Below are 23,369 nucleotides of genomic sequence, written 5' to 3' on the forward strand. Positions count from 1 at the left end.
AAACTTCTGTTGAGAATATCTGACGGTAAATATACTCTAAACACAAGCATGGTACAATCAAAATGATTAGATGGTGTGATATAGAAGGTTAGTTATTGTATTGTGAGTTTTCTAATGGAAAATCGACTATTAGTTGTACGTATTCACATGGAAATATAGCTAGCTTACCTCCAGGAAAGCCAACGCCTGGCTTTCCTGAAAAAGACGAGTTTTGCCCGCCTTCTTAAAATACTAAGGCGTATCTCTGGTCAATTAATGAACTTAAGATTGGTTAAAAATTGCTAAGAACTAAGCTAAGTATCTCTAATCGCTCCTTTTCCTAAATCTTTGACCAGTTTTTTCATCTCTTTTATCTAGATTTCGAATGCTTGTTGTTCGTTGTTTAGGGTGCCTTTGTGCTTTTCGTGCTACCATTAGCGCCTCTGCATGCTGAACTGCAAGAGTATTCTTTCGTAATCGACGTGATAGGTTATCCGCTCCACATTCACTATTTTTAAATTCACCAAACTCTTTGTTATAAGCGCTCTCTAATATTTTTACTTGAGACTCAGCTTCATTTAAGTTGTTTTTCGCAGAAAGTAATTCAGCATTGACTACACCATTCTCATCAAAAACCTCTTCAGACTTACCATGCAAAGCACACATCATGCACTGCTTTTTGTACTCTGCTCTCGCTTCTCTACGATTCTGACGAGCACGCTTAATTTGTTGGTAAGCAGACTCTGGTGGTGTCAGTAATGCTTCTAGTTCCCTAACTTGAGCCTCTGCATCTTGAATCTGTTTCTCACAGCCAGAAATTTTTTCCTTTTTAGTTAGATATTTAGATATTTCCTTACCGCTGTTAATCGCATCAATGCGTTTACGAATACGCCTGATTAGTGCTTCTAAATCATCGATCTCATTATTCTTAGGCTGCCCCGAATGACCGACCCCTTTGGGCTTATTGATAACAGGATCATTGTAAGATTGAATGTCAAACTCACTCATTTCGGGACGAGAATCTTGTTTCTCTATTTCACGAACACGAGCAACTGCAACCAGATATGCTTCATGGGTTTTGAGTGCAATGTCTTTAGCCGTTTGAGCAGGTCTTCCACGACGAGATTTATTCAACGCCGCAATTCTTTCTCGGTCTGCTTCGGTTTCTGCCCGTGCAGCAGTCATCAACTCCTGAAGCTTCACATGTGATCTACACGCAGCTCTAACAGCTTTTTCGTACTCAGTTAAGGGTTTCCTCGCCATCAAACATCCTTAGTTTATTTTTAATATATTATATTTAAAATGACTACTAAACACCAATAGAATGTCACTCAAACCCACTTGCCACATACATTAATAACTGGCAAATTGAACCAAAAAGACAGAGTTAGGTTGGAATTTTTATTTTATTAATTGATGCCAGACCTGCTCGACACCAATTATATTGACAATGATTACTGAAGTTTATTTGAAATTCTTGATTGGTTTTACACTTCAAACTTCACGAGCAATGAGCCTCTTCAACATAGCGTTCTCTAATACTCCACATTATTGAGTCGATATTTTCTAATACCCACTCTGTCATGTTTTCACCATGAGTGGCTACAACGGACTCAGCTAAACGCTTCAACTTCATTTGAGCTACTTCTTCACTGGCCTCAAGAAAAGCCTTATCTCCAAATTCACCTTCTAGTTCTTCGGCATAAAACAACAGATCTTCATCATTTGTAATTATGTAATCTTCACTGACCTCTCCGAAACCATCCATCTCAAAGTGCTGTATAATTTCTATGCCTCGTTCGGAAGTAATTCCAATTTTATTACCTCCTTTATACTCAATTCGAGTTTCATTCATTAACTCTTCAAGCAAGGTTCTATTTGACTCGATGGTCTCAAGAAGATTTTCGACAGTAACTTTGGGATCTATCTTAAACCACTCCTCCGATCCGTTATGCTTTTCAAAGGAGACCCCTTTTTCACCTGCACTTCTGTTCAGCAACGAACAATCGCCCGTATCTAAGTCAACAACCACGTAGAGTTCGTCAGGACAATCATAACCATCAAGATCGTAAAATGGGAATTTTTCGTCGTATGCATCTATGTTAATTGTAATATTTAGTTTTTTCATTTTTAGTACCTTTACGTGTCTCTCCATCATCTCAATGGTTAATTTATTTTTAAATTATTAATTAAATTGGATAAATCAACATCATTCTGTTAGAGGGTTAATTATTTTCTGTATTGGGAAAGCTGGCTTTTTAACACCTAATTGGAACAGCAAATGATCGTAATAGACTGTAGATAAGCCAGCATCGTTTAGCATTCTTTGGGCGCTTCTCATGCTTATGTTCAACATCAAGGAGAGTGTTTTAGAGCATGGGTTCTTTAAATGATTCATATACCCAAGACTTAGCAAAAGATTCCTTAGCTCTTCTGCTGATAGTTCTGTTTGCTGTTCTAATTGTTTCTCAGTAATCATACGCCTTGAACTGTCATGATTATATTTAAAATATTATTTTATCTGAACATTGATACTTTTGCAAGCCTTTCGTTTCTAAGCCAAAGTATTTAGCGTTTGTTATGGCATATGGTGATAACGTAAAGACATTCACATTAACTGATCGACCACCAATTACGCGCTTTCGCCTCCGACTTCTAAAGCCTGCGGCGTTAAGAATATCTTTCACAAACTTTTGTACCTTCGACGGGCTCATTTTGTCTTCAGATCGCAGGTTGTCAACAAGAGAACCATTGATGCTTTGTATGCTCAATTGGAGCTCTCTGTATATGCTCATAGCAATACTCTGATTGATTAAAATCTCTGAGTTACCACGTATTCTTACTGTCACTTTATCAAAAGCGGCACGTATTTGAGATTTTTCGTTTTCAAGAAGCCTGAATGCACCGATTGAAAAACTGTTACAGAAATCAATCTCAGCTTTGGTGATATTTTTAATACCCGTCTTCTGCTGATACTCATGCCGTGTAACCTCAAAGTTCTCTTGTCTCGTCCTTCCTACTTTCTTTTTAAGCAACTTGATTTCAGATTCTGTCTTATCCCCTGCCCTTAATATGCATTTAATTTCATTATCTTTATTCTTTTTTCTATTAGTTTTAGCCTCTATCTCTGCGGCCTTCACTTCTTCTTCTGAAGCATTTACTGAAGCGTGCTCAACCATTCTGAACTTCAGAGCTCTGAGAGTCTCCGTAAGAGTAATTGAAATATTGCTCGTAAGTAGCTCATGTTCGGTTTTGTATTCGGCAATCATTCGATCAAATGCACTAGCTTCTGGTTTTAACAAGGCGACATGATCAACTGTTATTTTGTGCTTAGTACTAACACCAAACACAAGTTCCGTAGCTGTCCTAAAGCGTCTTGCAAACTGCACTGTGCTTGTGGGGTCAAGCACACCATTGGCAATTACAAACACTTTTTGGGTGTAATGATGAGTGATCGAGAACCCTCGCCCTAAAGTCGGCGAGCACAAGATCGCCCTATACTTGTTCTGAGCTAATATAGAATTTGGATCATCAAGAAATTCTTTTTGCTCTTTCCTTCCGCTAGTGGCTGAGTTGAGCACCAGAATTCCCGCTTCAAGAGCTGTTTCATCGTTAAGGTCTAATCCCTTCAAGAACTCATTTAACTCTCTTATCTGGTCAAACATTACAACTACATTGTCAGTATATTCTTGGATTGAGTATGCGGCTTCTTGCATCACCATAGCTTTTGTCGCAACACTTGCTGTAACGTCACGGTAGTCCTGCTCAATGTTATAGATTTGAATGTCAGGGCGAATAGAAATTAGAAAGTTGGCGGTCAGTGGCGAGATATCGGCATCTGCAACCATAAGCTTGGGTGCTGACTTAATTACTCTGGTTAATGCGTCAATAATTGACTTACGCTCTTCCTTTGACATACGACGCTTAGATTTTTCACTATCATTGCCCAACAAAATTCCTCGGATACACGATTCAATTTCATCAATTACGACTAAGTCACTACCAAGCACCTGTTCAAGAAAGACTTTTCGGTTGAGAGAATTAATACACACTGCGAAAGCATTAGGGCTTGTCACATCAATAATGTTCTGTCCCACCTCATAGCTAGTAAAACCCATGCAAACATCTTCATGCGTTTTGGAGTTCTTGTTAATAATTGTCTTTAGAGAAGTTATAAATGACACTTTCTCGCCATTACCTAAAGCTTTCCTGATAGCAGGATCGATATAATCAACATTTTTTCCGTAGCCCGTTTGAGCTTTCATTGCTGATGCCGCTGCATTAGTCACTTCTGAAAGATGGACTATATTTAGAATATTAATCGACTTGGGCAAAAATAGATTATCATTGACTGTATTTGTTAATTTCCCGTTCTTTCGGCTCATCAAGTCTTTAATTACTGGTTGCGCCATACCGAGCTTACTAAGAATTTTAACCAGCTTTGCTTTGCCCACTTTGATATTAATTATCGACTGAATAATGAATGCCAAGGCATCGCTGTAAGCACTATCACCAGTCAACACAAACATCCGCGCGTTCAACTCTAGAATGGCTTTAAAACTAAAGCGTTCACCAGTTTCGAAACAAACAATATCACGCTTGTAAGTGAACTTTTGTTCTTGAATAGCATCTGACAAGCTGTCCTTACTAACTGTAACAACAAGCTTAATCGATTTATCATTTGAGTAGTAATCCAAAACATCAAGCATTGCCCCCTCATTACTTACTTTAATTACTCTTGCCCAAGGGTCTCGCTCTAATATTCTGTTCGCAATCTCTTCAGGAGCTATTGCAATTTCTCTCTTTTTTGATTCACCAAAATCAACGTTGTAAGCTACGTGAGGTGCCGTATGTTTTGCCTTTTCTAGCCTGGTCATTTACGCCTTCTTTAATCTTATAATTGTTATCTGTACAACAAAAATACTACGACATTATGGCGCAGTCAATTTATTTTCAAAATATTAATTACCAATAAAATAAAAGAGAACAAACCTTGCTCCGCAGGAATGATACGATTACCTAGATTTTCTCATACAGCTAACCTTAATCATCAGCACCATCAAAATTGGTACACTTTACAACCGAACCACTCACTTTTTTTAATTGTTATATATAAAAACAGTAAAAAGTGAGTAGATTGAAGAAGTGATAGCCAAAACAATCGACAGTTCGCAGCATAGCTGCGGCGCTCATGGCACTGAACATAATGGATTTACGTCTGACAATGCATTTTAGGTCAAGCTAACTAGACCCTACCCTGTATTTCAGTTGATGACTTTGACTGTTCATCGTGTTACTTCCCTAATCTAATAGAACAAGATTTAAGCAAAGTAAGTCGCTCTAGCCTCATCACAGGCTTTAGGTTCCTCCCCCAACGCTTATTAATATTATTCAATACGTTATTAGGGGGAAACCAACCATCAATCGCCATCAAATCAATAGGACAGACAGTTTTTGGTTGGCGTTCAGTTCTCCTTTACTAGGGATTCAATTTCAACATTCACCCGACTGTTCAATAGCTTGGAATAGCGCACTTGCTGCTTTGGCTGCCCCAGCTTGCCCAGGTTGTAACACAGTTATATTTGCTCCAACCTGCACAACAACTGAACCATCTTTAGTCAAGTGCATTGAAGCTACAGATTGCTCAGCAACGCCTTGCAGCTCCTTTGCAATCACCGATCTTTGTTCTTCCGTAAGATCAAATTCACTCATATACATTCCCTAGGTAGCATCATTAATTGCACTAGCTTCGATTCCGATACACCTAGCTATTTTTCATCTCTTCAAAAGCACGCCCCTGCTTGCACCAATGTTCTAGAATATCTTCGGCCGTGTCAAACTGGCTATCATTCTTACTTAACTTTTCTTGAGCATATAAAAACAACTTTGAATCAATCTGAACTTCCCTTGTCATTAGCTCATTAGTACGATCTCCGTGTAACAAGATAAAATCAGCGACTCTCTGACTCTTCTTTCTTAGGTTCTCGCGCTCTGGAAAGATATATCCACCCTGTACTGTGTAGTGTTTTTGAGTATGAAACACAAGACGCTTGATGGTTACTGAGTTAACCCCAACATACTCAGCAAAAGTTTGATAGGCTTTACGGAAAATACCCGCAGTGTAGCGCTGACCTGTATCAGCTAACTCTGTTAGCTTGTTATTGTAGTCCGTGGGGTTTGCTTTAAGATGATTGCTTAAGCTAGCATTTGGAAACACGTATTTGCAGTCAAAGTTACGTGCTTTAAGTTCTAGGAGTACATTCTGAGCCTGCCTATTTAAAGGCGCTTTATACATCCCTTCAGCATTTTTCAGCTTTTCAGCCGCCTCTTCATCGCTCCAACTTACCTCTTTGCAATCATCCGACACTTGGTGCCATTCAATACTTACAGCGTCACTTGGACGCCAGCCTGTGAATAGCAGTAACTCAAAGAAACACGCTGCTACAAACATGCTTTGGTTCTCTTTGTGCACAAACTTGTTAACGCCGCGATATGCCTTCATTTGAGCGATTGCACTTAAGATTGAAGGTAAATGGACAGTATCGATAGTTTCAGCTTTACGTCCTGTATAGCCATTATTGAAAAACCATTTCTTTTGGGTTCGGAGGACATCAACAGGATTTCTTTGAACAATGGGCATTTCATCTTCATCGAGATAAACAGCCGCAGCCATCCTATAGAGAGCATCAACATGTCGCATTACTTTGTCAGCAACTTTACCTGTGTGACGCACTTTGATGCTCTCATGCTCTTTAATTATATCGTCTTGCCTGATGCTGAGAATGTTGCGCGTCTTAAATTTGGGGCTCATGGCTTTCAAAAAGCCATTAACAGATTTGAGGCTCGAATCTTTTAAGTCGCGCTGAGAGGTGTAGTCGTTATGAACTGACTCAAGGCTTGCCGACAAGTTTTGAGAGTAATAAGCAACTCGGGGATCTTTACCTAGCTCCATGAGATTGTGGAACTCAGAAGCGATATTTCTAGCTTCATAGAGATGCATCTTCGATGGGTCGCCCACACTTGGTCGAAGCACGCTACCGTTGCTACCCTTTATACGCCCTTCAATAAAATAGGCCCCTTTACCTTTAGGCGATACCCTAAGCATCAGTCCATTAGCTTTCTTATGCGTATCTTTAAATAAGCGACTTCCAGCACCTTCCTTTTTCAGCTCCTCTTGCACCCAGCTTTCGCTAAAATTGCATGCAATTTTTGGCATAAAAATTCACTCCTGACCATGTGTTTTTTTCAACATATGTTCAACAGCCTGCTCTTTTTTCAACAGATTTTCAACAAAATTTATTAGCAACCATAAATACCCTGACGCTTAAAAAGCTTAGCTTATAAGCAATTATTTATACATATCAATAATTTAACCAAATTCAGCATCAGGATATTTATAGGATTTTATATCAACCAGCATTCGAACTTTGGATTATTCGCTTTGCCAACATGCAAATGCCTCCTCTGCGGTAAACTTGCCATCAAGTAGCGCGCGACCCACAATCACACCAGCCACCCCGCTACCTTTTAGAGCTTCGATGTCTGCTAGGTTGCCAATGCCGCCCGATGATTGGAATTGCACTTGTGGGTACTGCTTACAAAGATCAACATAGAGCTCTACGTTTGATCCTTCTAGCGTACCGTCACGTGAAATATCGGTACACAGAACGTGTTTAAGGCCAACCGTGAGGTAGTCTTCAATTAGCGCTTCAATGGTCACGCCTGAATCTTCTTGCCAACCTGAAATCGCGACTTTACGTGTACCGCTTTCGTCAATGTTGATGTCCAGAGCAAGCACGATTTTTTCCGCGCCGTATTTCTCCATCCAGCCTTTCACCAACTCAGGTTGTTTTACTGCTGTAGAACCAACCACAACACGCTGTGCACCCGCTTCTAGCAGATCAACGACATCTTGTTCGTTACGCACGCCACCACCAATCTGGATATTGGCAGGCGTGCTAGCCAGTAGCTTAGCAATCAAGTTTAACTGACGAGCCGTTGTGTCTTTTGCACCCGTTAAGTCAACGAGGTGAAGCCAACCTGCACCAGCTTGGTGGTACAGGTTAAACTGCTCTGCTGGGTCTACTTTGTATTCTGTTACTTGCCCGTAATCACCTTGGAATAAGCGAACTACTTGGCCTTCAATTAAATCTAACGCGGGAATAATCATTTACATTCCTTATATGGCAACGTTAGCCGCTGCCTAATCCTTATTACAATTCCAAGAAGTTCTGAATCAGCTTAGAGCCAGCTTTTGACGAACGCTCCGGGTGGAACTGAACACCATAATAATTGCCACTTTGCACCGCTGCAGTGAACGGATTACCGTAATCACATTGTGCGATTGTGTAGTCACCCACTGGCATTGCGAAGCTGTGAACGAAATAGAAGTACTCGCCTTCTTCAATGTCTTTAAACAAAGGGTGATTCGGTGTTGCCGTTACAGTGTTCCAACCCATGTGTGGTAATGGCAAGTCGCCCGTTTCAAGTAAACGAACTTCACCATCACACAAACCTAAGCATTCAACTAACTCGTCAGCCTTTTGGCCTTTCTCTTGAGACAGTTTGCCTAACAGTTGCATACCTAAACAGATACCTAGCAGAGGCTTCTCTACTTGCTTCACAAGGCTAACAAGGTCGCGCTCTTGTAGGTTCTTCATTGCCTCACTTGCTGTGCCTACACCGGGTAGGAATAACTTATCGGCAGCAAGAACAACTTCTGGTTCTTTTGAAATTTCAACTGCGTAGCCCAGACGTTCAATCGCAAACTTCACTGAAGAAACGTTGGCACAACCAGTATCAATAATAACTACTTTCTGCTCTTTCATACCGATCCCTTACAGAACGCCTTTGCTGCTTGGTAACTCATTACCTTCAACTTTGATTGCTTGGCGAAGAGTACGACCAAACGCTTTAAACAGGCTCTCAATGATGTGGTGATCATTATTACCATTAGAAGAAAGGTGTAGCGTACAAGCCAGTGTGTCGGTTAGAGAGCGGAAGAAGTGAACCACCATCTCGGTTGAAAGATCACCCACTTGCTCACGGCTGAACTTAGCATCGAATTTCAGGTATGGACGACCAGAAAGGTCTAGCGCACACTGAGCCAAACACTCGTCCATTGGCAGGCTAAAACCAAAACGGCCGATACCACGCTTGTCACCTAGTGCATCTTTCAATGCTTGGCCTAAAGCCAGAGCGGTATCTTCTACTGTGTGGTGATCATCAATGTGCAGGTCGCCCTTCACAGTCAGATTCATTTGGAAGCCACCGTGTGTCGCGATTTGGTCAAGCATGTGGTCGAAAAAGCCCATGCCTGTATCGATCTTGTTGCCACCAGTTTCATCAAGGTTTACTGCCACCTTGATATCTGTTTCTTTAGTGGTACGAACTACCTCGGCAATACGCGCATTAACCGTCAGATCTTTAACGATTTGTGGCCAGTTAAGCGTGCCTTCAGTTTCCGCATCTGGGCCATATTGGATACCGCGGATAGCCATGTTTTCAGCCAGTTGAAGATCCGTCATTCGATCGCCAATCACAACAGAGTGTTGGAAGTCGACTTTACCGCCTTGTAGATACTCTTTAACCATACCCAGTTTAGGCTTGCGGCAAGAGCAATTGTCTTCGTCAAAGTGAGGGCAAATAAGGACTTCATCAAACTTAACGCCCTGAGATTCAAAGAACTCCATCATCATATTGTGCGGAGCATCGAACTCTTCTTGTGGGTAGCTATCTGTGCCTAGACCATCTTGATTCGTTACCATCACCAAGCGGTAACCAGCATCTTGCAGTGCAAGTAGGCTAGGAATCACTAGCGGTTCAAATTTTAGTTTGTCTAAACGGTCTACTTGAAAGTCAACTGGCGGCTCAACAATTAAGGTGCCGTCACGGTCTATAAAAAGTATTTTCTGTTGTTTACTCACTTGAACTTCCTTTTAATTTTAAATCTGGTGGCCTAGCTAAAATCAAACGCTAACCCAAAATATTGGTTTCACTTGCCAGCCTGCGATTAATCAACTCAAACTGGCAAATGTTATTACTGGTAAGCCTTTCGTTACTGATAAAAGTTACGAATGAATCCAAGTGTCTTTTCGCACTCTTCGCGGTTACCAATACTAATACGAACACAGTCTTCAATTGGTGAATTACGCAGGATGATGCCCGTATCCCAAGCAGCTTTAAACAACTCATCGCCGTTCGGGAATTTAACCAGTAAGTAGTTACCCCAACCATCAAATACCGTCACTTGAGGCATGCCTAATAGACCCGCTTGCAAATACGCTCGGTTAGCACTTAAATCCAGAACTTGGAACTTAGCTCGCGCTAGTCCTTGTTCTGAAAGTGCTTGAACGGCTATGTCAGCAACAGGGATTGGCACAGGATAAGGAGCAATCACTTTCAACAGCACATCGATAAGCTCTTTATTCGCTAGCGTAAAACCACAACGTAAACCCGCTAAAGCAAAAGCCTTCGACAAGGTGCGCAGGATCGCAAGGTTTGGATATTGCTCAAGCAAATCAACGGTTGACGCTTCTGGACAAAAATCGATATACGCTTCATCCATCACTACAATCGCTTTGTCTTGTGTCATTTCAAGCAGCTTGATGATGTCTTTACGATCAACCAAATTACCGGTTGGGTTATTTGGACTACAAACAAAGACCACTTTTACGTTGTCGAGTTGAGCTTCAATCGCTGGAAGATCCAATTGCCATTCAGAAGTCAGAGGCACAACTTTACGCTCAACACCAATCGTCTCTGCACTGATTGCGTACATACCGTAAGTGGGTGGGCAGTAAAGAATAGCGTCTTCGTTCGGCTCACAGAAAGCACGAATCAGTAATTCAATGCCTTCGTCAGCACCACGCGTTGTCAGTGTTTGTTCTGATTTCACACCAGCGTATTGGGCGTAAGCGTCAATCAGCTCTTTTGGCTGACACTCACTGTAGCGGTTAAGACGAGACAAGTTCAGGTTGTACTCATTATCAAACGGAGATTCATTGGCGTTCAACCATACATCTCCACTGCCACCAATGCGTCTTGCAGACAAGTAAGGTGTCAGAGCCTGAACTTGTTTTCTTGCTAACTTTTCCATGCCCTACCCTTATTTTGCTTTATTTAACTTTTCAACTCGGATGGTCACAGCGCGTTTGTGTGCATCCAAGCCCTCGGCTTCCGCCATTGTTACTACTGTTGGCGCTAGGCCTTTCAAACCATCAGCCGTTAGCTCTTGAACCGTCATTCGCTTGGAGAAATCAGCCAAACCTAGACTCGAATAAGTCTTGGTATAGCCGTAAGTCGGAAGAACGTGGTTTGTGCCTGATGCGTAGTCACCTGCAGATTCTGGAGACCAGTCACCAAGGAAAATTGAGCCTGCATTATCTAACAATGGCAGCAATTCACGTGGATTCTTAGTTTGAACAATCAAGTGCTCAGGACCGTAGAAGTTCGAAATCGCAATAGCTTGAGTGATAGATTCAGCAATGATGATTAGGCTTGAAGCCAATGCTTGCTGAGCGATGTTCGCACGAGACAGTTCTTTCAGTTGCTTCTGAACCGCTTCTGTTACTTGGTCTGCAACCACTGGAGATGGTGTTACCAGTACAACCTGAGAATCAGGACCGTGCTCCGCTTGGCTCAACAAATCCGCAGCAATAAAGTCTGCATCTGCAGTTTCATCGGCAATCACTAACACTTCAGACGGGCCCGCAGGCATGTCAATCGCTGCGCCGCGGAAGTCATTGCTTACTTGACGTTTCGCTTCCGTTACATAGGCATTACCCGGGCCGAAGATCTTGTCGACCTTAGCCACGCTCTCGGTACCGTAAGCCATTGCAGCCACCGCTTGACCACCACCAACGTTGTATACCTCGTCGATCTTACAAAGCTTGGCGACATACAAGATCTCATCAGCGATTGGCGGAGGTGAACAAAGCACAACCTTACGACAACCTGCGATTTGAGCTGGAACACCTAACATAAGAACCGTTGACGGAAGTGGCGCACTGCCACCTGGAATATAAAGGCCAACAGTATTAATAGCGCGCGTCACTTGCTCACACACAACACCAGGCTGTGTCTCAACCTTAATTGGCTGTGGCTTTTGAGCTTCGTGAAACTTAGCAATATTGCTATAAGCCTGCTCTAACGCTTGCTTCATCTCTGGTGTTAGACGAGCACACGCCTCTTCGATCTCACCCGAGCTGACACGGATAGACTCTGGAGTCACACCATCAAACTTTGCAGTCAGCTCTCTAAGCGCGGCATCGCCTTCATTTCGTACTTTTGCAATCACATCAGAAACTGTCGCTGTGATGTTTGCACCTTCAGTAATAGCTGGACGCTCTAATACCGAGTCTTGCTGTGATTCACTTAAAGATTGCCAAACAACGGTTCTCATCGTCACTACCCCATCATTTTTTCGATTGGTAATACTAGAATCGAGCTAGCACCCAACTCTTTCAGCTGTTCCATTGTTTCCCAGAACAAGTTCTCTGTACTTACTAGGTGAACGGCAACTTTGTCTTTGTCTGTAGATAGTGGAAGAACAGTCGGATCTTCAGCACCGGGTAATAGTGCTTTGATTTGCTCTAGCTGAGATGTTGGCGCGTGAAGCATGATGTACTTCGACTCTTTCGCTTGTTGAACACCCTGCATACGAGTCAGTAGTTTTTCAATCAATGCGGTTTTGTCTGCGTCGAACTCACCAACACGTTGAATCAGTGTTGCTTTAGATTGGAAGATAGCTTCTGCTTCTTTTAGGCCGTTTGCTTCTAGCGTTGCACCTGTAGAAACTAAATCTGCGATAGCGTCTGCTAGACCTGCACGAGGGGCAACTTCAACCGAACCTGTTAGCATACAAGTGCTGAATTCAACACCCTGCTCATCCATGTAGGCTTTTAGTAGTTGTGGGTAAGTTGTCGCAATACGTTTGCCCGCGAGATCTTGTGGGCCGTTGTATACTTCATCTTTGTTGATTGCGATAGAAAGGCGGCAACCACCGAAATCTAAACGACGTAGTGTGCGAAACTCTGATGGCTCTTTTAGAGCAACACGGTCTAGGCGAACTTCTTCTAGTTCATTTTCACCGATAAAACCAAGGTCAACCACACCATCCATGATAAGACCTGGGATGTCATCATCACGAACTAATAACAAGTCGATTGGCATATTTAATGAATGAACAACTAGGCGCTCACCCATGATGTTAAATTTAACACCACATTTTTTAAGTAGATCTTGGCACTCTTTACTTAAGCGACCTTTCTTTTGAATTGCGATTCTTAGGCGTTGTGTCTGCATTGCTGTATCCCTGTGCAAATATTTGAATTTATTGATTATTTAAAAGCGCTAAAACTAAAAAACCCTCGGAAGACTTTGTCATCCCGAGGGTTTAAATCTAAATTCTTTGACTTAACCTCCGGGAGAATTCTTGCTCCCGGGTATACGTAAATCTCCCCGAAAGACTAGATAGGGTGATGATGGTGATGAATGTTCATTACTAATTTACGCATACTTATAAGCTCTTCAGTTGTTTGCTGTCTTGTCTCCACACTAACTAAGCTGAGATCCTTTTTCAACCATTTATTCGAACTTTTTTCACGAAACTTAAAATTAAATTAACAAGCACAAAAAAGGGAGGCTAACGCCTCCCTGATAGTTTACTGATTAGCTTTCAGTTTTAGCTTTTGCACGTCGCCATTTTACAGCGAGAGAAGTAAGCCAATGCAAAACATACAGCGACAAACGTTAGAGACGCTGCGCCAAATGCGATGCTAATTGAAGATGTCATACCTAGGGTAATGAAACCAATGCACGATACGAACGCCACAGACAGCGCGTATGGAAGCTGAGTCGATACGTGGTCAATATGGTTACAACGAGCACCAGTAGAAGACAGAATCGTTGTGTCTGAAATTGGAGAGCAGTGGTCACCAAATACAGAGCCCGCAAGAACCGCACTTAGCATCGGCAAAATTAGCGCGATGTCAGATGCTGCAGCCATGTCACCCGCAATAGGTAGCATGATACCGAACGTACCCCAAGATGTACCTGTCGAGAAAGCCATCAAACCAGCAAGAAGGAACAAGATAACTGGTAGCCAGTGGTAATCAATATTGCCCGTTGCTAAAGATGATAGGTACGAACCTGTTTTCATGTCGCCGATAACAGAGCCGATAGTCCAAGCGAACACAAGAATTAGGATAGCGCCAAACATAGAGCTTGCACCGATCCACATTGTTCTTGCGATGTCTGCCATAGACAGCTTTTGCTTAAATACAGTCGCTAACGCCACAAGTAGACCGATGATGCCACCGTAAACAAGAGACTTACCTACATCCGTGTTTTCAAACGCACCTAAAAGGTTAAATGCTTGACCGTCAGCAGTAAGCGCTTGCCCACCTGTGTAAAGCATCGCGGCAACGGTCGCTACGATTAGCGATACGATTGGCATAACCAGATCAGAAACAGAACCATTCTCGCTCTCTTCGATATCTAGTTCTTCATTTAGATCATGCGCTTGCTTTTGATCGTTGTCGCCTTCAAAGCCACGGCCTTGAGATGCTTCGATCTCATGCTCACGCATTTTACCAACGTCTAGGCCGAACCATGCAACGGCAAACACCATTAACAGAGCGAATACAGCGTAAAAGTTCATTGGGATAAGACGAACGTAAGCACCCAGTGCAGAATACTCTGTCACACCGTGTGTCACTAAGATGCCACCAATGATAGTGATGATGTAAGCACCCCAGCTAGAAGCAGGCATGATCACACACATAGGAGCAGCCGTTGAATCTAGGATATAAGCAAGCTTAGCGCGAGATACGTAAAAACGGTCTGTTACAGGACGAGAGATGGCACCAACTGCTAGGCTGTTAAAGTAGTCATCAACAAAAATGAATACACCTAAGAAAGCAGCAAGTAGTTTTGAACCACGTTTGCTCTTAACGCGAGACTGTGCCCATTCAGCAAATGCGCGAGTACCGCCAGACAGTGTTAATAGTGCAGTTGTCATTCCAAGAATAATTAGGAATGCAATGATGCTCATATTCCAAGTGTTGATGCCACCATCTTCGATGAAAACACCCGATGCTTTAGTAAACACGTAGCTAGCTGCGTTACCTACTGAGTAATCAGCAAGTAGAATCGCACCCATAACAATACCGACACCCAAAGAAACCAATACACGTCGGGTAACAATAGCAAGAGTCAATGCAACCAAAGGAGGAAGCAGTGATAAAGGCGATGTTGCAAAATCTATTAAATTCATGATCTTCAAAAACCAGTTTTTTATTTGGCTAGAGATCTACTGCAGACAAACTTGATACGGCTGACCAAGTTCATGTTGAACTAAGCGAAAGGGAAGTGAACACTTCACCCAACCCTACAGTAGCGCTCCATAGTTTAAAATTAAGACTATGGCAGTGTTGTACCTATTGAGCACAACCCCAGCAAATTGCTTAGATATACAATTTACTTCGGCAATTACACCTTTCATTCCCGCTCATTGGCATCACCCCAACGGAAGTTACTTTTTATAATTGCACCTCTACGTGCGATAACATTATTAACCGTGTAAACCAGAGTTTAACAACAGATTAACCAAAGCCTCGCATCAGGTAGCCGCAATTGTACTCATGAAGAGCAACAATGCAACATATCATTCCGAGAAAAATAGCTTTTTGTTAATGAAGCAATCAATAACAGAATAGTCAACTCTGGTGAACTACTCCACCAGTCACATATCATTTTTTAAGATAATCTTAATAATTATTATAAATTCGATAGGAATACAACGTTGAGTTTTCAACTATTCATCTCACTTTTATATTTTAATATGTAATAGAAGAAATACTATTTGTTTTATTCTTGGGCTCTGTTTATTATTAGGAGGATTATTTAGTTTACCTTGATGGAAAATATCATGTCTGAATTAACAAAAACTCTATTAAATATCCGTAGCCTTCGTGCGTTCTCACGTGAATTAACTCTTGAGCAACTTGAAGAAGCGCTAGACAAGCTAACTATTGTTGTACAAGAGCGTCAAGAGTCAGAAGCTGAAGAGCGTGCGGCTAAAGCAGAACAAGAAGCTAAACTTTCTGCTATTGCTGAACAAATTGCAAAAGACGGAATTGATGTTGCCGATCTTATTGCTGCACTTTCTGGTGAAGCAAAATCTAAAACAACAAAAGCTAAACGTGCTCCTCGCCCAGCGAAATACAAATATGTAGATGCGAACGGCGACGAGAAAACTTGGACAGGTCAAGGCCGTACGCCTTCAGCTATCCAAGAACAGCTAGATGCTGGTAAATCTCTAGAAGAGTTTGCTATCTAAGCATTTAGTTTACTTAGTGAGTAATCAATTACACACTAAGCAATAGAATTAATATTTAAGTCAACCAAAGTATTATTTACGACTTCAATATATTCAGAAACAAAAAAGGCTCCTTTCGGAGCCTTTTTTATATTTATACTATCAGTATTAAAATGAGCTGATACTGATAGTACTACTGATTAAAGAAAGTAGCTTATCTTTCCCAGTACGCTTCTTCTAGGCTATCTTCTCTTTCAGGAAGGCCGCGAGATAAACGTGGAGAGTGTTGAACTAACACTTCATAGCTCGCACGGTTTGAATATTTACAAACTTGTGAGAAAGAAGAGTACGTCAAGAATGAATGTTGGTGCTTACTTGAGTTTGGTACGTTTTCTTTGTGGTACTTATTAGCAGCCATATCATGTAATAAAGCTGATAACGCAGCATCACCTGCACCGTTAGTGTTTTTGATCTTTTCTGGCCCCCCCATGTATGGCGCAATGTGCGAATACACTTTAGTTGGGTTTTCACATAAATCTTTATGCGCAGGACGACTAAATTCAAAACGGTTGAATTCCGCAATTGAACCTGGAAGTAAAGGCAGTGACGTTTCGCGCTTAGCTGCATCTTCCGTATAGCCAGCCATAAATAGACCAACAGGTCCCGCAGTGCATAGAACAAGGTCTACCCACTCTAACGCTTTATCTGATGCAGCCAGTGGATCGCTTTCACCCGTTAATGCTTCAGCTTCGTCTTCATTCATTGCAACAACCGTTACGTGTTGCTCAAGGAAATCTTTCCAGAATTCTGGATCATCTTGAATAACGAACTTAGTACCCAATGTAAGAACTACTGGCACATCGTATTTCTTCGCGTACTCGATCGCTTTCATTGTTGCTTCAGGCATAGGGTCACCTGGTTTACAACGAACTAAATAAGCCGTTAAAACTAAAGCAGAAGCACTTTTGAAGATTTTTTCAGGAATGCTTTCTGGTTTTAATTGGTTCATTTGTCCTTCGCTAATTGCGAAAGTACGTTCACCGTCTTCTGTAATTAATGCAAAACAGCGACCGATTGCACCATCTACCCCTTGTAAATGGTTCAGATCCATTCTGCTTGATGTATTACATAAATAGCGGTAACCGTAGCTACCAATCTTAATATCTTGGCTCATGACACCCAGTAGAGTAGAACGGTCATCCGCTAGCACTGAATAGTTGTGTAATGTGTTACCAATTGTGCCACCAGCGTATTCATTGGTAATCAGGCACTGTTCTTTTAATTCTTGATATAAAGATTCAGCGGCTGCGTCACCAATAACCAGTGAATGTCCCTTGCTCAAACCATACTTCTCAATAAGTTCAGAACTCACCTTTGCTTCAATATCCACCAATGTTTGGTCAATACCGATAATATGAGTGCGTGACATTCTTTTACTGCTTTGAGCTTGGCTCACTAGAGGATCACGAGCGTGAACCGGAAAGTAGTGCTTTGATTTACGTTGTCCAGGGAATTTCATAGGGCTAGTCTAAGTCAAGGGGAAATAGGTGGCGGATTCTACCGCGCTATATTTAACGCGGCAATCTTTCAAACTATAGCAAACGTTTGCTGAAGGTTTTTTTTATTCGCCTTCCATAAAGCTTAAATCAGGCAGCATGCCCAAATGCTCTGCGTAACGTTTCTGATTAAACTCCGCGCCGTTTTTCATAACGTCAAATACTTCAATTGCCAATGCACATGCCATAGCCGCAATTGCCTCTTCACGAGGAGTACCAGTCATCATTAAACGCATCAACGTCTCTTTCACTTTCACTGGCTCGCCATCTTCAAGCTGGTTCTCGATAATCTCAATCAGCTCTTCTTCTTGCATAAATTCATTTTGTTCAGACATTTTTTTATCTCAGGTCTTGGATTTCGAGCGACTATGCCACATATACTTCTGACATCCTAGCGACTCACCTCGCTCTCATGCGATTCTCTAACAAAGTCAGCGCACTATTTGTGCAAATGAAACTGTGATTCCGGTCTCGGATCTGTCACGGCGTTTCTCTTTCTGTTAGAATCTGCGACCAAGTAATAGTAACGGTGTTTAGACATGTCAGATATCAGCTCTGGAAACAGCGAAAAGAAAGTAATTGTCGGTATGTCCGGCGGTGTAGATTCGTCAGTATCGGCGTATCTTCTTCAGCAACAAGGCTATCAGGTAGAAGGCCTTTTCATGAAAAACTGGGAAGAAGACGATAACGAAGAATACTGCACGGCAGCTGAAGACCTTGCTGATGCTCAAGCGGTATGTGACAAACTAGGTATCCACCTTCACACTATCAACTTTGCAGCAGAGTACTGGGATAATGTATTCGAATACTTCCTTGAAGAGTACAAAGCAGGCCGTACGCCTAACCCAGATATCCTTTGTAACAAAGAAATCAAATTCAAAGCATTCTTAGAGTTTGCGGATGAAGTGCTAGACGCAGACTACATTGCGATGGGTCACTACGTTCGTCGTACTTTCCCAACTCAAGAAGAGCTAGACGCTGGCGTAAAACCAGAAATGCTACGCGGTCTAGACAGCAACAAAGACCAAAGCTATTTCCTATACACGCTAAGCTCAGATCAAGTGGCACGCAGCCTATTCCCTGTCGGTGAATTAGAGAGAGCCAGAAGTGCGACGTATTGCTGAAGAGCAAGACTTGATCACAGCGAAGAAGAAAGATTCAACAGGCATCTGCTTTATCGGCGAGCGTAAGTTCACTGAGTTCCTAGGCAAATACCTACCAGCACAACCGGGTAACATCGAAACACCTGAAGGCCAAGTTATTGGTCAACACCAAGGTTTGATGTACCACACGCTAGGTCAGCGTAAAGGCCTTCATATTGGCGGCACTAAAGGTGGCGGCGGTAACGAAGAGCCATGGTTTGTTGGTGAAAAAGATCTCAAGCGTAATGTTCTGATCGCAGTACAAGGTAAAGACCACCCTCTTCTAAAATCAGAAGGTTTGATCGCGTCTCAGCTTCACTGGGTAAATCGCACTCCAATTACTGAAGTTATGACATGCACGGTAAAAACACGTTACCGTCAAACCGATATTCCTTGTACAATCATCCCAATTGATGATGAGAACATTAAGGTTATTTTTGATGAACCACAGATTGCTGTGACCCCAGGTCAATCGGCAGTGTTCTACCTAGACGACGTTTGTCTTGGTGGCGGTATCATCGAAAAGCGCATCTAATCGAACGAACAACAAACGATAGAAGACAACTAGGAGTTACTACGTGGCTAATACACTTTATGACCGTACGATTGCTTTCGCCGGAATTTGCCAAGCTGTGGCTTTGGTTCAACAAGTAGCGAAAGACGGCCATTGTGATAAAGATGCCTTCGAAGCTTCACTCAGTGCTATTTTAAATACCAACCCGGCGAACACTGTGGGCGTATTTGGACGTGAAGCGAACCTAAAGCTAGGTCTTGAGTGCTTAGTAAAAGGTATCGATAGTACTCCAGCTGGTAGCGATATTACTCGCTACATCATCAGCTTGATGGCTCTTGAGCGTAAGCTATCTTCTCGTAACGACTCAATGTCTCAGCTTGGCGATCGCATTCAAACTGCAGAACGCCAAACTGAACACTTTGATCTGTTTGACGAGCAAATGATCAGCAACCTAGCGAGCATCTACCTTGATGTTGTGAGCCCTATTGGTCCACGTATTCAGGTATCTGGCACACCAGCGGTACTTCAACAGACATCGAGCCAGCACAAAGTTCGTGCACTCCTTCTGTCAGGAATTCGAAGCGCTGTTCTTTGGCGCCAGGTTGGTGGTAAACGCCGCCACCTTATCTTCGGTCGCAAGAAGATGATCGAGCAGGCTCAAATCCTGCTAGCTCGAATGTAATTTATTAGCTCGCGCCTCGTCGCGAGCTTGTTTTTTGTACCAACACAACTCTCACGCAAACGATTGCGCAATGTGCGTGACAATTGAGATTGTTACTGGTATAAACCTCTCAAAATTTAGAAAACTCAATTCAGGAGAACACCATGGAACTGTCAGCATTGACTGCTGTTTCACCAGTAGACGGCCGTTACGGAAGTAAGACTATTGCATTACGCAGCATCTTTAGTGAGTTTGGACTACTAAAGTACCGCTCTATCGTTGAAATTCGTTGGTTACAAAAGCTTGCAGCAACTGATGCAATCAAAGAAGTACCAGCGTTCAGTGCAGAAGCTAACCAGTTTCTTGATGAACTAGCCGCTAACTTCAGCGAAGAAGACGCTCTGCGTATCAAAGAGATCGAGCGCACGACAAACCACGACGTAAAAGCGGTTGAGTACTTCTTGAAAGAGAAAGTTGCGGGCGTTCCTGAGCTTCACGCAGTTAACGAATTCATTCACTTTGCATGTACTTCTGAAGACATCAACAACACCTCTCACGCGCTTATGCTTAAAGAAGCTCGTGACACAGTGATTCTTCCAGAAATTCGTAACGTAATCGATGCTATCAAAGCACTTGCGAACGAGTACCGTGATATTCCTCTTCTTTCTCGTACACACGGTCAGCCAGCTTCTCCTTCGACTATGGGTAAAGAGATGGCGAACGTTGCGTACCGTATGGAACGTCAATTCAAGCAAATCGAAAGCGTTGAGATCCTAGCGAAAATCAACGGCGCTGTAGGTAACTACAACGCTCACCTTTCTGCATACCCTGAAGTTGAATGGCACCAATTCAGCGAAGAGTTCATCACTGAATCTCTTGGCGTAACTTGGAACCCGTACACAACTCAAATCGAACCTCACGATTACATCGCTGAGCTATTCGACGCTGTTGCTCGTTTCAATACAATTCTTCTAGACTTCGACCGTGACGTTTGGGGCTACATCGCTCTTGGTCACTTCAAGCAGAAGACTATTGCTGGCGAAATCGGTTCTTCTACAATGCCGCATAAAGTTAACCCAATTGACTTCGAAAACTCTGAAGGCAACCTTGGTCTAGCTAACGCTGTATTTGGCCACCTAGCACAGAAACTTCCAGTTTCTCGCTGGCAACGTGACCTAACAGACTCTACGGTTCTTCGTAACCTAGGTGTTGGTGTTGGCTACGCAATCATTGCATACACTTCAACTCTGAAAGGTATTAGCAAGCTAGAAGTTAACCGTGAAGCGCTACTTGCTGAACTAGACAAGAACTGGGAAGTACTAGCAGAACCAGTACAAACAGTAATGCGTCGTTACGGCATCGAGAAGCCATACGAGAAGCTTAAAGAGCTAACTCGTGGTAAGCGTGTAGACGGCGAAGGCATGCGTGCATTCATCGACGGTCTAGAGATTCCTGAAGACGAGAAAGTTCGTCTGAAAGAGATGACTCCAGCAAACTACATCGGTCAAGCAATCGAGCTGACTGACAAGCTGTAATATTCGAATTTCGAATCGCAGAATAGATCAAGGCTTCCCATGTGGAAGCCTTTTTATTGCGCGGAACTAAATCTATCGCCAAAAGAATCGTCAACATAGAACACCAAGCCTTCTTCAATTGATCTACTCGTCCCTTACTCATTCATTATTCACCTAGCGACAACTGCACCTCATGTCTCAACACTTGTTATCTTAAACGCCAAGATCAAAAAAGGCCTCCCGAAGGAAGCCTTTAGATTTACCTTGTCGATTAGCGATGGCTAATCGTATTAGACATTACATGTTACGTAGAGACGCAATACGCTTGTCTAGCGGTGGGTGGCTCATTAGTAGCTCAGTTAGAGACTTCTTACCGTTGATACCAAACGCCATCATAGAACCTTCGAGTTGTGGCTCGTGGCTCACTTTTAGACGCTCTAGCGCTGCAATCATCTTCTCTTTACCTACCAAGTGCGCAGCACCTGCATCGGCATGGAATTCACGATGACGGCTGTACCACATCGTAATGAAGCTTGCCAAGAAACCAAATACCAATTCCAGCACCATAGACACACCGAAGTACACCATCATGTTGCTGCCACCCTCTTCTTCGTTATCATTCGACGCAACAATGTTCGCGATGAAACGAGAAAGGAAGATAACGAACGTGTTCACGACACCTTGCATTAGGGTCATTGTCACCATGTCGCCGTTTGCGATGTGGCTAACTTCGTGCGCTAATACCGCTTCAGCTTCGTCACGTGTCATGTTATGTAGCAGGCCTGTTGATACTGCTACCAATGAATCGTCACGCTTAGCACCTGTAGCAAATGCGTTGATGTCTGGCGAATCGTAGATCGCCACTGTTGGCATACCAATACCAACTTGTTGAGCTTGACGGCTTACCGTCTCCATCAACCAATGTTCTGTTTCATTACGTGGGCTTTCAATGACCATGCCGCCAACTGAGCGTAGCGCCATTTTCTTTGACATCATTAATGAAATGAATGAGCCGCCAAAACCAAATACCGCAGCCATTAACAGCAAGCCTGAGAGGCTTCCTGGTTGCATACCTGTAACTGCGTATACAATATTAAGAACAACACTTAGTACCAATACAACCGCAAGGTTGGTTGCAAGGAACAACATTACTCGCTTCATTACTTATCTCCGCATGAAAGCTGTTTTTATAAAACTTATTGTTATAGACAAGGCAGACAGCAATTGATTCCAACCTTGAGACTTATACTTACTTATACATATAGTCTTAGATTAAGAAAACAAGGTTAAGCATTAAATTGCAACATTTGATTACGGGAGTGGTTCATTTCTCAATCGTCCATTAGACCTAAGTAGTATGGTTAACCACCAACGATCCGTTTAGAGTGTCAGTCAATTACTGTATTGGCTAGTTCATGGAACAAAAGGAAAGGATCATGGTTGAAGGTACTAACACTCAAATGGCTATCGATTTACTGTGCTGTCACCTAGGGATTACTGAAGAAGAAGCAAAGAAACAGATCGGTATTCTTACGCCACAAGCAGCGCAAACCAATATAACAGAGACACAACAAGCACTAATGGGACTTACAAAAGAACATTAATCCCAAGCTTAACTCTACACAGGCTTAAAATAGCAAAAGGGCTGCAATCGCAGCCCTTTTCTTGTGTCACGTATAGCT

General features: G+C 42.6%; 19 protein-coding genes, 1 pseudogene, 1 riboswitch and 1 other annotated feature. Of the genes and pseudogenes, 5 read left to right on the forward strand and 15 right to left on the reverse strand.

What is annotated here, in order from left to right:
* Positions 1 to 303: 303 nt before the first annotated feature.
* The 12 genes from AB8613_RS02925 to AB8613_RS02980 form a co-directional block, all read right to left on the reverse strand.
* Positions 304 to 1,242, reverse strand: a complete 939-nt coding sequence (locus AB8613_RS02925; RefSeq protein WP_372384452.1) for a hypothetical protein — start codon at positions 1,240 to 1,242, stop codon at positions 304 to 306.
* Between the two features lie 238 nt (positions 1,243 to 1,480).
* The gene (locus AB8613_RS02930) at positions 1,481 to 2,107 is read right to left on the reverse strand and encodes a hypothetical protein (protein ID WP_372384453.1); all 627 of its coding nucleotides are present in this window, start codon (positions 2,105 to 2,107) and stop codon (positions 1,481 to 1,483) included.
* Positions 2,108 to 2,483: 376 nt separating this feature from the next.
* Complete coding sequence (locus AB8613_RS02935; protein ID WP_372384454.1) at positions 2,484 to 4,856, reverse strand: hypothetical protein; 2,373 nt, start codon at positions 4,854 to 4,856, stop codon at positions 2,484 to 2,486.
* Positions 4,857 to 5,472: 616 nt separating this feature from the next.
* Positions 5,473 to 5,691: a hypothetical protein gene (locus AB8613_RS02940; RefSeq protein ID WP_372384455.1), complete on the reverse strand. Its 219-nt coding sequence runs from the start codon at positions 5,689 to 5,691 to the stop codon at positions 5,473 to 5,475.
* A 52-nt stretch (positions 5,692 to 5,743) separates the two neighbouring features.
* Positions 5,744 to 7,195 (reverse strand): integrase arm-type DNA-binding domain-containing protein, encoded by a 1,452-nt coding sequence (locus tag AB8613_RS02945; RefSeq protein ID WP_372384456.1) that lies wholly within the window; start codon positions 7,193 to 7,195, stop codon positions 5,744 to 5,746.
* Positions 7,196 to 7,411: 216 nt separating this feature from the next.
* Positions 7,412 to 8,149: a 1-(5-phosphoribosyl)-5-[(5-phosphoribosylamino)methylideneamino]imidazole-4-carboxamide isomerase gene (gene hisA / locus AB8613_RS02950; RefSeq protein WP_372384457.1), complete on the reverse strand. Its 738-nt coding sequence runs from the start codon at positions 8,147 to 8,149 to the stop codon at positions 7,412 to 7,414.
* 43 nt (positions 8,150 to 8,192) lie between these two features.
* Positions 8,193 to 8,807 (reverse strand): imidazole glycerol phosphate synthase subunit HisH, encoded by a 615-nt coding sequence (gene hisH / locus AB8613_RS02955; RefSeq protein ID WP_060982828.1) that lies wholly within the window; start codon positions 8,805 to 8,807, stop codon positions 8,193 to 8,195.
* A 9-nt stretch (positions 8,808 to 8,816) separates the two neighbouring features.
* The gene (gene hisB, locus AB8613_RS02960) at positions 8,817 to 9,905 is read right to left on the reverse strand and encodes a bifunctional histidinol-phosphatase/imidazoleglycerol-phosphate dehydratase HisB (RefSeq protein ID WP_285952925.1); all 1,089 of its coding nucleotides are present in this window, start codon (positions 9,903 to 9,905) and stop codon (positions 8,817 to 8,819) included.
* A gap of 131 nt (positions 9,906 to 10,036) precedes the next feature.
* Entirely contained in the window at positions 10,037 to 11,077 is a 1,041-nt protein-coding gene (hisC, locus tag AB8613_RS02965; RefSeq protein WP_048609393.1) for a histidinol-phosphate transaminase, read from the reverse strand.
* A 9-nt stretch (positions 11,078 to 11,086) separates the two neighbouring features.
* Positions 11,087 to 12,388: a histidinol dehydrogenase gene (gene hisD, locus AB8613_RS02970; protein WP_102433208.1), complete on the reverse strand. Its 1,302-nt coding sequence runs from the start codon at positions 12,386 to 12,388 to the stop codon at positions 11,087 to 11,089.
* Positions 12,388 to 13,284, reverse strand: coding sequence for an ATP phosphoribosyltransferase (hisG, locus tag AB8613_RS02975; protein ID WP_048617711.1), 897 nt, complete (start codon positions 13,282 to 13,284; stop codon positions 12,388 to 12,390). The genes hisD and hisG overlap by 1 nt, the downstream gene beginning before the upstream one ends.
* Before the next feature lie 53 nt (positions 13,285 to 13,337).
* Positions 13,338 to 13,473, reverse strand: a sequence feature (His leader region).
* Between the two features lie 190 nt (positions 13,474 to 13,663).
* Complete coding sequence (locus AB8613_RS02980) at positions 13,664 to 15,256, reverse strand: Na+/H+ antiporter NhaC family protein (RefSeq protein ID WP_132744986.1); 1,593 nt, start codon at positions 15,254 to 15,256, stop codon at positions 13,664 to 13,666.
* Positions 15,257 to 15,368: 112 nt separating this feature from the next.
* Positions 15,369 to 15,546, reverse strand: a riboswitch (Lysine riboswitch).
* Between the two features lie 364 nt (positions 15,547 to 15,910).
* Between AB8613_RS02980 and AB8613_RS02985 the strand changes: the two genes are divergently transcribed.
* Positions 15,911 to 16,321, forward strand: a complete 411-nt coding sequence (locus AB8613_RS02985; RefSeq protein ID WP_017060262.1) for an H-NS family nucleoid-associated regulatory protein — start codon at positions 15,911 to 15,913, stop codon at positions 16,319 to 16,321.
* A gap of 193 nt (positions 16,322 to 16,514) precedes the next feature.
* Here the strand turns inward: AB8613_RS02985 and AB8613_RS02990 are convergent, their stop codons facing one another.
* Both AB8613_RS02990 and AB8613_RS02995 read right to left on the reverse strand, forming a co-directional pair.
* Complete coding sequence (locus AB8613_RS02990) at positions 16,515 to 17,819, reverse strand: inosine/guanosine kinase (RefSeq protein WP_017065317.1); 1,305 nt, start codon at positions 17,817 to 17,819, stop codon at positions 16,515 to 16,517.
* Between the two features lie 102 nt (positions 17,820 to 17,921).
* The gene (locus AB8613_RS02995; RefSeq protein WP_010439986.1) at positions 17,922 to 18,191 is read right to left on the reverse strand and encodes a hypothetical protein; all 270 of its coding nucleotides are present in this window, start codon (positions 18,189 to 18,191) and stop codon (positions 17,922 to 17,924) included.
* 204 nt (positions 18,192 to 18,395) lie between these two features.
* On the opposite strand from AB8613_RS02995, the pseudogene mnmA reads away from it, so the two are divergent.
* From mnmA to purB, 3 genes and pseudogenes are all read left to right on the forward strand, one after another.
* Positions 18,396 to 19,533 (forward strand): annotated as a pseudogene (mnmA, locus tag AB8613_RS03000) (tRNA 2-thiouridine(34) synthase MnmA).
* Between the two features lie 43 nt (positions 19,534 to 19,576).
* Positions 19,577 to 20,194 (forward strand): high frequency lysogenization protein HflD, encoded by a 618-nt coding sequence (gene hflD / locus AB8613_RS03005; protein ID WP_009848813.1) that lies wholly within the window; start codon positions 19,577 to 19,579, stop codon positions 20,192 to 20,194.
* A gap of 143 nt (positions 20,195 to 20,337) precedes the next feature.
* Positions 20,338 to 21,708: an adenylosuccinate lyase gene (gene purB / locus AB8613_RS03010; RefSeq protein WP_372384458.1), complete on the forward strand. Its 1,371-nt coding sequence runs from the start codon at positions 20,338 to 20,340 to the stop codon at positions 21,706 to 21,708.
* Positions 21,709 to 21,984: 276 nt separating this feature from the next.
* Here purB and htpX read toward each other — a convergent pair whose 3' ends face one another.
* Complete coding sequence (gene htpX, locus AB8613_RS03015) at positions 21,985 to 22,848, reverse strand: protease HtpX (RefSeq protein WP_102344686.1); 864 nt, start codon at positions 22,846 to 22,848, stop codon at positions 21,985 to 21,987.
* 275 nt (positions 22,849 to 23,123) lie between these two features.
* Between htpX and AB8613_RS03020 the strand changes: the two genes are divergently transcribed.
* A complete protein-coding gene (locus tag AB8613_RS03020; protein WP_017057057.1) occupies positions 23,124 to 23,291 on the forward strand; it encodes a hypothetical protein in 168 nt (55 codons plus the stop codon).
* Positions 23,292 to 23,369: the final 78 nt, after the last annotated feature.

It is taken from the genome of Vibrio sp. BS-M-Sm-2 (genome assembly GCF_041504345.1).
Classification (GTDB): Bacteria; Pseudomonadota; Gammaproteobacteria; order Enterobacterales; family Vibrionaceae; genus Vibrio; species Vibrio satsumensis.

What these genes read in the sequence shown, in the direction of transcription:
- AB8613_RS02935 (WP_372384454.1), bottom strand. Translation starts at nt 4,856, where the DNA reads ATGACCAGGCTAGAAAAGGCAAAACATACGGCACCTCACGTAGCTTAC.
- AB8613_RS03020 (WP_017057057.1), top strand. Translation starts at nt 23,124, where the DNA reads ATGGTTGAAGGTACTAACACTCAAATGGCTATCGATTTACTGTGCTGT.
- AB8613_RS02940 (WP_372384455.1), bottom strand. Translation starts at nt 5,691, where the DNA reads ATGAGTGAATTTGATCTTACGGAAGAACAAAGATCGGTGATTGCAAAG.
- AB8613_RS02945 (WP_372384456.1), bottom strand. Translation starts at nt 7,195, where the DNA reads ATGCCAAAAATTGCATGCAATTTTAGCGAAAGCTGGGTGCAAGAGGAG.
- hisH (WP_060982828.1), bottom strand. Translation starts at nt 8,807, where the DNA reads ATGAAAGAGCAGAAAGTAGTTATTATTGATACTGGTTGTGCCAACGTT.
- hisG (WP_048617711.1), bottom strand. Translation starts at nt 13,284, where the DNA reads ATGCAGACACAACGCCTAAGAATCGCAATTCAAAAGAAAGGTCGCTTA.
- AB8613_RS02995 (WP_010439986.1), bottom strand. Translation starts at nt 18,191, where the DNA reads ATGTCTGAACAAAATGAATTTATGCAAGAAGAAGAGCTGATTGAGATT.
- purB (WP_372384458.1), top strand. Translation starts at nt 20,338, where the DNA reads ATGGAACTGTCAGCATTGACTGCTGTTTCACCAGTAGACGGCCGTTAC.
- hisC (WP_048609393.1), bottom strand. Translation starts at nt 11,077, where the DNA reads ATGGAAAAGTTAGCAAGAAAACAAGTTCAGGCTCTGACACCTTACTTG.
- AB8613_RS02980 (WP_132744986.1), bottom strand. Translation starts at nt 15,256, where the DNA reads ATGAATTTAATAGATTTTGCAACATCGCCTTTATCACTGCTTCCTCCT.
- AB8613_RS02985 (WP_017060262.1), top strand. Translation starts at nt 15,911, where the DNA reads ATGTCTGAATTAACAAAAACTCTATTAAATATCCGTAGCCTTCGTGCG.
- AB8613_RS02930 (WP_372384453.1), bottom strand. Translation starts at nt 2,107, where the DNA reads ATGAAAAAACTAAATATTACAATTAACATAGATGCATACGACGAAAAA.
- AB8613_RS02925 (WP_372384452.1), bottom strand. Translation starts at nt 1,242, where the DNA reads ATGGCGAGGAAACCCTTAACTGAGTACGAAAAAGCTGTTAGAGCTGCG.
- AB8613_RS02990 (WP_017065317.1), bottom strand. Translation starts at nt 17,819, where the DNA reads ATGAAATTCCCTGGACAACGTAAATCAAAGCACTACTTTCCGGTTCAC.
- hisA (WP_372384457.1), bottom strand. Translation starts at nt 8,149, where the DNA reads ATGATTATTCCCGCGTTAGATTTAATTGAAGGCCAAGTAGTTCGCTTA.
- htpX (WP_102344686.1), bottom strand. Translation starts at nt 22,848, where the DNA reads ATGAAGCGAGTAATGTTGTTCCTTGCAACCAACCTTGCGGTTGTATTG.